Origin of the sequence: Bacteroides sp. HMSC067B03, from assembly GCF_001811315.1 — a bacterium.
Taxonomy (GTDB): Bacteria; Bacteroidota; Bacteroidia; order Bacteroidales; family Bacteroidaceae; genus Bacteroides; species Bacteroides faecis.
Window position 1 is genome coordinate 1 of sequence record NZ_KV804348.1, and the last position, 7,979, is coordinate 7,979.

The following is a 7,979-nucleotide window of genomic DNA, read 5'->3' on the forward strand; positions in this document are numbered from 1 at the left end:
TTCATCCCTCAGATTTATTCATTGATCCCTAATTACATCATGAAAAACAGATTCCACCTCTTAACCACAGCGATAGTTTCCCTATTATGTGTTAGTTGTGCAGAAACTCAGGTTTCCCAGTCCGGTAGTAAAGAAGCGGTCAACCCTCCTATTATGGGTTGGAGCTCATGGAATGCTTTCCGGGTAGATATCAGTGAAGATATTATTAAAAATCAGGCTGACCTTATGGTCAAAAAAGGTCTGAAAGACGTGGGATACCGCTATATCAACATTGACGACGGATATTTTGGCGAACGGGACGGCAATGGAAAAATGCAGGCCAACAAGAGTCGCTTTCCGAACGGTATGAAACCTGTCGCCGACCATATACATAGCCTTGGCATGAAAGCCGGTATTTATACAGATGCGGGTAACAACACCTGCGGCTCTATCGCGGACAACGATCACGCAGGAGTAGGAGCCGGCATTCATGGACATGAACAACAGGATGCCCAACTCTATTTCGACGAATGGGGATTCGACTTCATCAAGATAGACTATTGTGGCGGAGACCTGCTGGGCTTGGATGAAGAAGAACGCTATACTTCTATCCGAAACAGTATCGACAAAGTAAACAAGGACGTCTCTGTCAATATCTGCCGCTGGGCTTTCCCCGGTACGTGGGCTAAAGATGTAGCAACTTCATGGCGTATCAGCGGTGACATCAATGCGCATTGGGGCTCATTGAAATATGTAGTCGGCAAAAACCTATATCTGTCCGCTTACGCCAAAGACGGACATTATAATGATATGGATATGATGGTCATCGGTTTCCGTAATAACAGCAAAGTAGGCGGAAACGGACTTACCCCGACAGAAGAAGAAGCCCACTTCGGCCTGTGGTGTATCATGAGTTCGCCTCTGTTGATCGGATGTAATCTGGAAAGCCTGCCCGAATCTTCCCTTCAACTGCTAACCAACAAAGAATTAATCGCTCTTAATCAAGACCCGCTGGGCTTGCAGGCATACGTAGTGCAGCATGAAAACGAAGGCTATGTACTGGTAAAAGACATCGAACAAAAACGTGGTAACGTACGTGCTGTCGCACTTTATAATCCTTCGGACACCGTGTGCAGCTTCTCCGTACCTTTCTCGGCACTTGAATTTAGCGGAAATGTGAAAGTACGCGATCTGGCAAAACGCAGTGATCTGGGAAGTTTCTCCAATGTCTTTGAGCAGACACTCCCCGCACACAGTGCTATGTTCCTCCGCATGGAAGGAGAAACACGTCTGGAACCGACATTGTATGAAGCGGAATGGGCTTATCTCCCCATGTTCAATGATCTCGGCAAAAACCCGAAAGGCATCCTATATGCTGCCGATCAGGAAGCTTCCGGAAAAATGAAGGTAGGATTTTTGGGCGGACACCCGGAAAACTATGCAGAATGGCCGGAAGTATATAGCGCAGACGGCGGACGTTACGAGATGACCATTCATTACTCATTCGGCAAAGGACGCCAACTGGAAATAGATGTCAATGGCATTGTTACCAAAGTGGATTCACTGGGAGAAGACGACAAACACAACCAGATCACAATTCCTGTAGATCTGAAAGCCGGTTATAATCATATCCGTATGGGTAACAGCTACAACTGGGCACCGGATATCGACTGCTTCACACTAACCAAAGCAATGTAACAGCCCCATCATGTAAAACGTGACTATAAAAAAGGAGGAGCTAAGATCACTCTCCACTCCTCCTGTCACGACAAACAACTAAAATTATTCACTATTTGATGCCATCCAATGCCCTTTTAGCAGTAGCATTAGTGGAGTCTATAGCCAGAATTTTGCTCCAATATTCTTTGGATTTTTCCTTATTAGCCATCGCTTCCGCTTTCAGTGCCGGATTTTCAATAGCCAACAAATAGTAATATCCAAGATAACTGTAGCACTCAATCAAAGCTGAATTGTAATGAGGATCATTCTTGCTTTCCAGCAGAGCAGCAACTTCCTCATAGAAAGGTTTCGCTAATCCAAGAGTCGTTTCGGGGTCAAGTGCAGAATTGGCACGTGCTCTCCAAAAATTGCCCAGATAGCTCTCCGGTGCTGCTTCTGCAATAGTATGAAAAACAGAATCAGCAGCCATCAGCGCCTGTTTGCGCTCTTCAGCATTGATTGTCAGCGAATCAGTCTGCGTACCTGCACCGTAATAAAGTCTGCCAAACTGGAATTGCAAATCCGGAGTCTGGTGTTCCTTATCAAGGGATGAATAATATTTCTGGTAAGCACTGATTGCCTTTTTATAATCGTTCTTCTGCTCGTAAGCAGTAGAAATATTCTTGTATAAGTCCGTCTTTGTCGGATCTAATTGTATAGCTTTCTCATATTGGCCTACAGCTTCGTCATATCTCTTCAGAGCATCAAGCAAATGACCGTAATACATATAGTCCAGATAAGAATAATCAGCTTTGTCTGACTGGGTAAAGAAAGCGTCTGCCGCCTTTATTGCTTCATCAAAGCGTTTCAGGTCTGTATAGTTATACATTGCCAAACGATTGAACGCTGCATGACGAGCATTCTTTTTCAATCCCATATTCGCTACTTCAAGCGACTTCTCAAAGTCATGATTCAGGAAGAGAGCGAATGCATACTTCACCAAATCCTCTTCTGTAGCTGTCGGTCCCATTGCAAAATTCGAATAAGCTTCGACAGCTTTACTAAAATCATTCTTTAAGTAATAAATTTCGGCTAGTTTTTTATCTACGGCTGTGTTGGACGGTTCCTGTGCTTTCAACTGATTCAGTTTCTCGATAGCAAGGTCTGCATTTGCAGATTTATAAGTATCTGCATATTTCAGATATGCTTCCGTGCAATGCGGATCGAAATAAATAGCCTCTTCATATTTCTGAGATGCCAGACCTGCATTTTTCTGTTCAAAAGCGATATCTCCTTCCAATACAGAAGCAAGAGCCGATTTACCATTCGCTTTTTTGGCAAGAGCAGCGTACTCCTGTGCTTCCGGAAGTTTGCCGGCTTTCAGATATACCTCACCGATCGCCACCAGAAGTTCCACATTCTTTTTATTCTTTCCTTTTATCAACTGTTCAGCTTCCTCATTGGCCTGAGCCGGATTCGTCTGAATGATTTCTTTCAATTTGGCAACTCCTGCCTGCCATTCGGCATCAGATGATTGCGCATAGAGCGACCCAACTGCTATAAACGCTCCAGCTAAAAACATTTGTATTCTTTTCATGATAGTCACTAATTTTAGTTATTATTCGTCTTTCACGTGGACAATACGCACTGGCTGAGTAGCCGGCACAAGTCCAGATTTTAATATAATCCGCTGCCCTTTATCGGATGTCATAAAAGAAGCGAATCCCCAAGGCAGCCCACTGCGAGGATCATTCAGTAATGCATAAATTGGTCGTGCCAATGGATAGTTACCGTAATACAGATAAGCCTGATAAGGCTTATAACTGTTAGCAGGAGTAGCTACATCCTCCGCACTCACTGCCATTACTCTGATTTCCTCGGTGAAAGAAAGATTGGTGGTGTCACTGCGGTTACCCAGCCAGTTTACACCAATGACTCCCATTGCTCCGGGGTTCTCTGCTACATACTTTATCACCTGCTGATTGGTCTTCAAGGCACTGACATTGTCAGTAGCCAGTGGTTTTCCATCGCAGATGGAATCCATTGTATAGCGTACGGTGCTGGAGTTCTTGTTATCGAATACCACCTGAATACTCTTCAGTGGAGAATTCGGATTTATCTCTTTCCAGTTTTTCGCCTCACCAGTCAGGATACGGCTGAAATCTCGTACACTCAACAAAGAATCCGGATTACCCCGGTTGACGATCAATGCCAGACCATCCGTGGCCAGTTTAATCTCACGGGGAAAGAACTTGCGGCTGTGGAAGGAATTCATTTCTTCCTCAGTCAATGTCCGGGTCGCAATAGCCAACCGGACACTGTCTTTCAGAAGTAAATTAATTGCTTCGACTTCCGTCGTGTAGCGAGGGACAATTCCAGCCAAAGGATACAGACTCTCAAACACATCTATTTCTTCCTGTATAATAGGCTCAAAACTTTCATCCGCCGCAATAGATATCACCCCAGACGAATACGTATCCGTCGGTCCATCCGATTTGGAACGGCAAGCACTCAACACTGCCAACAAAACGATTCCTATCAGCCAAAATTGTCTCTTCATCATCTTACTGTAATCTAAACATTACCGGAACGGTGAATTTCACACGTACCGCTTTACCATTTTGTTTACCCGGAATCCATTTCGGCATGCTTTGTACCACACGCACAGCTTCTTTATCCAGATAAGGATCAACGCCACGAGCTACGTGCACATCGCTAATAGTACCGTCACGCTCTACCACAAACTGTATAATAACGCGACCTTGTGTTCCATTCTCCTGTGCAATCGTCGGATACTTGATATTTTTTCCCAGATATGCCATCAGTTCCTGCTGTCCGCCGGGGAACGTCGGCATCTGTTCTACCATATCAAATACTTTTTCCGGTTCGGCTGCTTGTGTCACTACCTGTTTCAAGTCAGCGATATCAGCTCCGTTGACTTCATCATTACCTTTTACGTCGGCAATGGAGATAGCCACTTTGGTAGAAGTCAATTCTTCCTGACTCTTGATTTCATCGTCTTCGCTCACCTCTTCATCCTTCTTGATGACAGGAGCCGTAAACTTAATAGAACTTTTCAATGCAGGAGGGGGAGGTGCAACCGGTTCCACCCGTTTCATCTCTTCCTGTTTGATTTCCGGTTCTGCCAATTTTGACAAAGTCGTAACCTCTGTCATCACTTCCTTTTGCTCGGGAGTTGCCAACTTAAGCAGCGTAGGGATAGTAAATCCGACGATTGCTATCGCCACCACAATCAGCATCGCAACCGTATGCCGTTTAGGTGAATTGGCACGCATTCTGTATGCGCCATACGCTTGATTCTTGCCTTCAAAAATCTGTTGACACCATTCCGAAGAAGCTAAATCTAATTTTGCCATTTTACTTTCTTTTTTTAGGTGTTACATCATTTATCAGCCAGGTTCTGTGACAGCTCTCCCTTAGCATCGTAATTCTTAATCAAGAATTCATCGGCTTCGACAATATCCGTTATCACATATTTACCTATGTTACATATCTGCATCTCATCCAATGCGTCAATCAGATTCATATAAGAAGCATCATCCGTCGCCTTGATAATAACGGTCGGTGTATCCTTTCCGCTCTTAATTTCGGAAACCTTCTTTTTGTATTCGTCATCTGTAATCTCCAGATCGAGCTTCTGCTGCTTCAAGGCTCTCACCTGATTAACAGCCGCAGCATTTTTCTGAAGAAGTACGGCACGCAGCCCATTTGCTCCGTAAGTAGTCTCTTTCAATGAAGTATAATCCCTATAGTTAGGTTCTCCCTCATAGTAATAGAGCTTATTATCAGCTCCCAGCAATAATGTAATTGCCTGAGAAGCTTTCACCATACTCTTTTGTTGTTCAGTTATATCTTTGTCATTACTCGGCATGCTTATTTCCATCGTCTGAGGCTTGCTCAACGTGGTACAAAGCATAAAGAAAGTAATCAGCAACATGTTCATATCCACCATCGGAGTAAAGTCTACCCGGACAGTCATTTTCTTTTGCTTGCCCTTACCTCTTTTCTTTCCGCTGCTCTCTTGTACTTCAGCACTCATTGTCTTTCCTCCCTTTTAATTTTCAGATTCTGCTTTGAGAGAAGTAATCAGATTGTACCGATTCTCCCGCAAATCCTGAAGTGAGTTCATTACGTTCTTTATCACTGAGTATGGAGTGGAAGCATCTGCCTTAATAGCAATTCGGAGATCAGCGTTAGCGTTACGTGCATTGCGCACCCACGACTTAAACTGATTATCGGTGCTATCGCACGGAATTCCTTCATTCTTCAGAACTTTGTCCCGCTGGTCTTCCGGGAGGTCAAGGAATTGCTGCATACTTCTGATGGGCACTCCAAAAGTAGTAGCCAGTGTAAACCTCTTTTCCTGCTCCGGAGTAAACTTTATGCCATACTCTTCACCCATGCTCTCCAATACAGCCTGCATATCCTGCTGCTTGTCGAGGCTCATAAATATTTTTCCTTCCGGATCAACCAGAATCTGGAGTACATTCGTCTCCGGAATCTTGATTTCCGATACGGAGGCCGGAGTAGTAACTTGTACAGGTTCCTTCTTCACAAATGTTGATGTCAACATAAAGAAAGTCAGAAGCAATACAGTTACGTCACTCATAGCTGTCATATCTATGAACGTATCTTTCTTTTTAATTTTCGCTCTACCCATGATTAATAGATTTTAAAGGGTTCGCCAAATTAATGAGTAGCTGCAAAAGTCTGCACGATAGAGAATCCGACTTCATCGAGTCCGTAAGTCAATTTATCAATTTTGTTAGTGTAGTAGTTGTAAGAAATAACAGCCAGCGCACCTGTCAAGATACCGAAAGCCGTATTGATCAAGGCTTCAGAGATACCTTGTGACAAAGCCATAGAGTCAGCACCACCACCGGCAGACAATGCGGCAAATGAACGGATCATACCAATTACAGTACCGAGCAATCCCATCAATGTTCCCAAAGTGGTGATAGTAGCGATAATCGGAAGATTCTGCTGCATCATAGGCATTTCCAGAGCAGTTGCTTCTTCCAGTTCTTTCTGGATAGCCAGCAGCTTTTGTTCTTTAGGAAGAGCTGTGTTCTTTTCCATTTCTTCATACTTGCGCAAAGTAGCAGTAACTACATTGGCAACAGAACCGCGTTGTTGGTCACAGATTTCTTGTGCTTTTTTGAGGTCACCGGTAGCCAGGGCTTCCTTGATGTTAGCTACAAATTTAGCCAACGAACCTTTACCGAAAGCAGAACGAAGCGCAAAATAGCGTTCAATACTCAAAGCGAGTACAGTTAACAACAGTGTCTGAATAACAGGCACAATAACACCACCTTTGTAAATAGTACCCAACATGTTCAATGGATGGTTGTTAGGATCATTGTTCATAAAGTTAGACGGATTTCCCAACAGGAACTGATAAATACACACCGCCACGATGAAACAGCAGATGATTACAATACCGGCATTCTTTATGCCTACGATCTGAGACTTTTTAGTAGTTTCCATAATAAGTTTTTTTGTTAAGATATTAATTTTAGTTATTTAGAAAATTTCAAATGATTAGATACACTGCGCTATAGACCCTGTGACTTTTCAAGAGAAGGAAAGTCACACAGCTTCATACAGGGTACGAAAAGTAAATAAGATGGGAATAGTAATAAACTAAATAAGGATACGTCTTAGAGCGAACACATAGTAGTCGCTACAGATAATGGAGTAATGTGGATCCTTATCCGAGTAATAGGATTTACTTTGATCTAATACAAGTGAGTTTTCTCTTAACAAGAAAAACTTATGCATAACGTCTTTAAGAGAATCATTCGCTTCGATGATTCTACGCAGACGATAATTATTAGAAGATGTTTCTGTAACTGATTTAAAGCCCAATTCTACGTCGGAAATAGACAAAGACTGGGATGATCTGTCAAAACCCAACGAACGGGTCTTAAATGAAGAATTAGAGTTGGTATCGGCGTTCGATTCCGACAACTGGCAAGAGCTTTCACTCTTAGAAACACATGAAGTGATATCCATAGCATTTCCACCCATACTATATGATAGCATCAGCAGAACAAGCGCTAATATGAATCTCACAGAACCTTTCATGATATTTATTTCAGTTGTTTATATCGAATTCTCGCATTTCGGCGACAAATTTAGTAATTAAATATATTCGTTTGTCGTTATTCACATCATTTAAGCATAAAACTTTGACTCTATTATTGAAACAATGTACAAAGTGTTTTGTTCCCATGTTTTGGAGTTTTATGTGTTAAAAGACGTTTATAGATAAATAAGGGATATTCCTAAGGTATCAAAAACAAGAAAGCCCTCCAGGT

The 7,979-nt window shown here is 42.8% G+C and carries 8 protein-coding genes; 1 reads left to right on the forward strand and 7 read right to left on the reverse strand.

Annotated elements, in window-relative coordinates:
- Positions 1-39 precede the first annotated feature (39 nt).
- Entirely contained in the window at positions 40-1,677 is a 1,638-nt protein-coding gene (locus HMPREF2794_RS10895) for an alpha-galactosidase (RefSeq protein WP_070751519.1), read from the forward strand.
- 91 nt (positions 1,678-1,768) lie between these two features.
- Here the strand turns inward: HMPREF2794_RS10895 and HMPREF2794_RS10900 are convergent, their stop codons facing one another.
- From HMPREF2794_RS10900 to HMPREF2794_RS10930, 7 genes are all read right to left on the reverse strand, one after another.
- Positions 1,769-3,235, reverse strand: a complete 1,467-nt coding sequence (locus tag HMPREF2794_RS10900) for a tetratricopeptide repeat protein (RefSeq protein WP_029425047.1) — start codon at positions 3,233-3,235, stop codon at positions 1,769-1,771.
- A gap of 21 nt (positions 3,236-3,256) precedes the next feature.
- The gene (locus HMPREF2794_RS10905; RefSeq protein WP_032836523.1) at positions 3,257-4,201 is read right to left on the reverse strand and encodes a PstS family phosphate ABC transporter substrate-binding protein; all 945 of its coding nucleotides are present in this window, start codon (positions 4,199-4,201) and stop codon (positions 3,257-3,259) included.
- Position 4,202: 1 nt separating this feature from the next.
- Positions 4,203-5,015: an energy transducer TonB gene (locus HMPREF2794_RS10910; protein ID WP_010535531.1), complete on the reverse strand. Its 813-nt coding sequence runs from the start codon at positions 5,013-5,015 to the stop codon at positions 4,203-4,205.
- 26 nt (positions 5,016-5,041) lie between these two features.
- Positions 5,042-5,698 carry an ExbD/TolR family protein gene (locus HMPREF2794_RS10915; RefSeq protein WP_010535532.1) on the reverse strand — a complete coding sequence of 219 codons (657 nt, stop codon included), beginning with the start codon at positions 5,696-5,698 and terminating at the stop codon, positions 5,042-5,044.
- Positions 5,699-5,713: 15 nt separating this feature from the next.
- Complete coding sequence (locus HMPREF2794_RS10920; protein WP_010535533.1) at positions 5,714-6,319, reverse strand: ExbD/TolR family protein; 606 nt, start codon at positions 6,317-6,319, stop codon at positions 5,714-5,716.
- A 29-nt stretch (positions 6,320-6,348) separates the two neighbouring features.
- Positions 6,349-7,146, reverse strand: a complete 798-nt coding sequence (locus tag HMPREF2794_RS10925; protein WP_010535534.1) for a MotA/TolQ/ExbB proton channel family protein — start codon at positions 7,144-7,146, stop codon at positions 6,349-6,351.
- 156 nt (positions 7,147-7,302) lie between these two features.
- Entirely contained in the window at positions 7,303-7,746 is a 444-nt protein-coding gene (locus HMPREF2794_RS10930; RefSeq protein WP_010535535.1) for a hypothetical protein, read from the reverse strand.
- Positions 7,747-7,979: the final 233 nt, after the last annotated feature.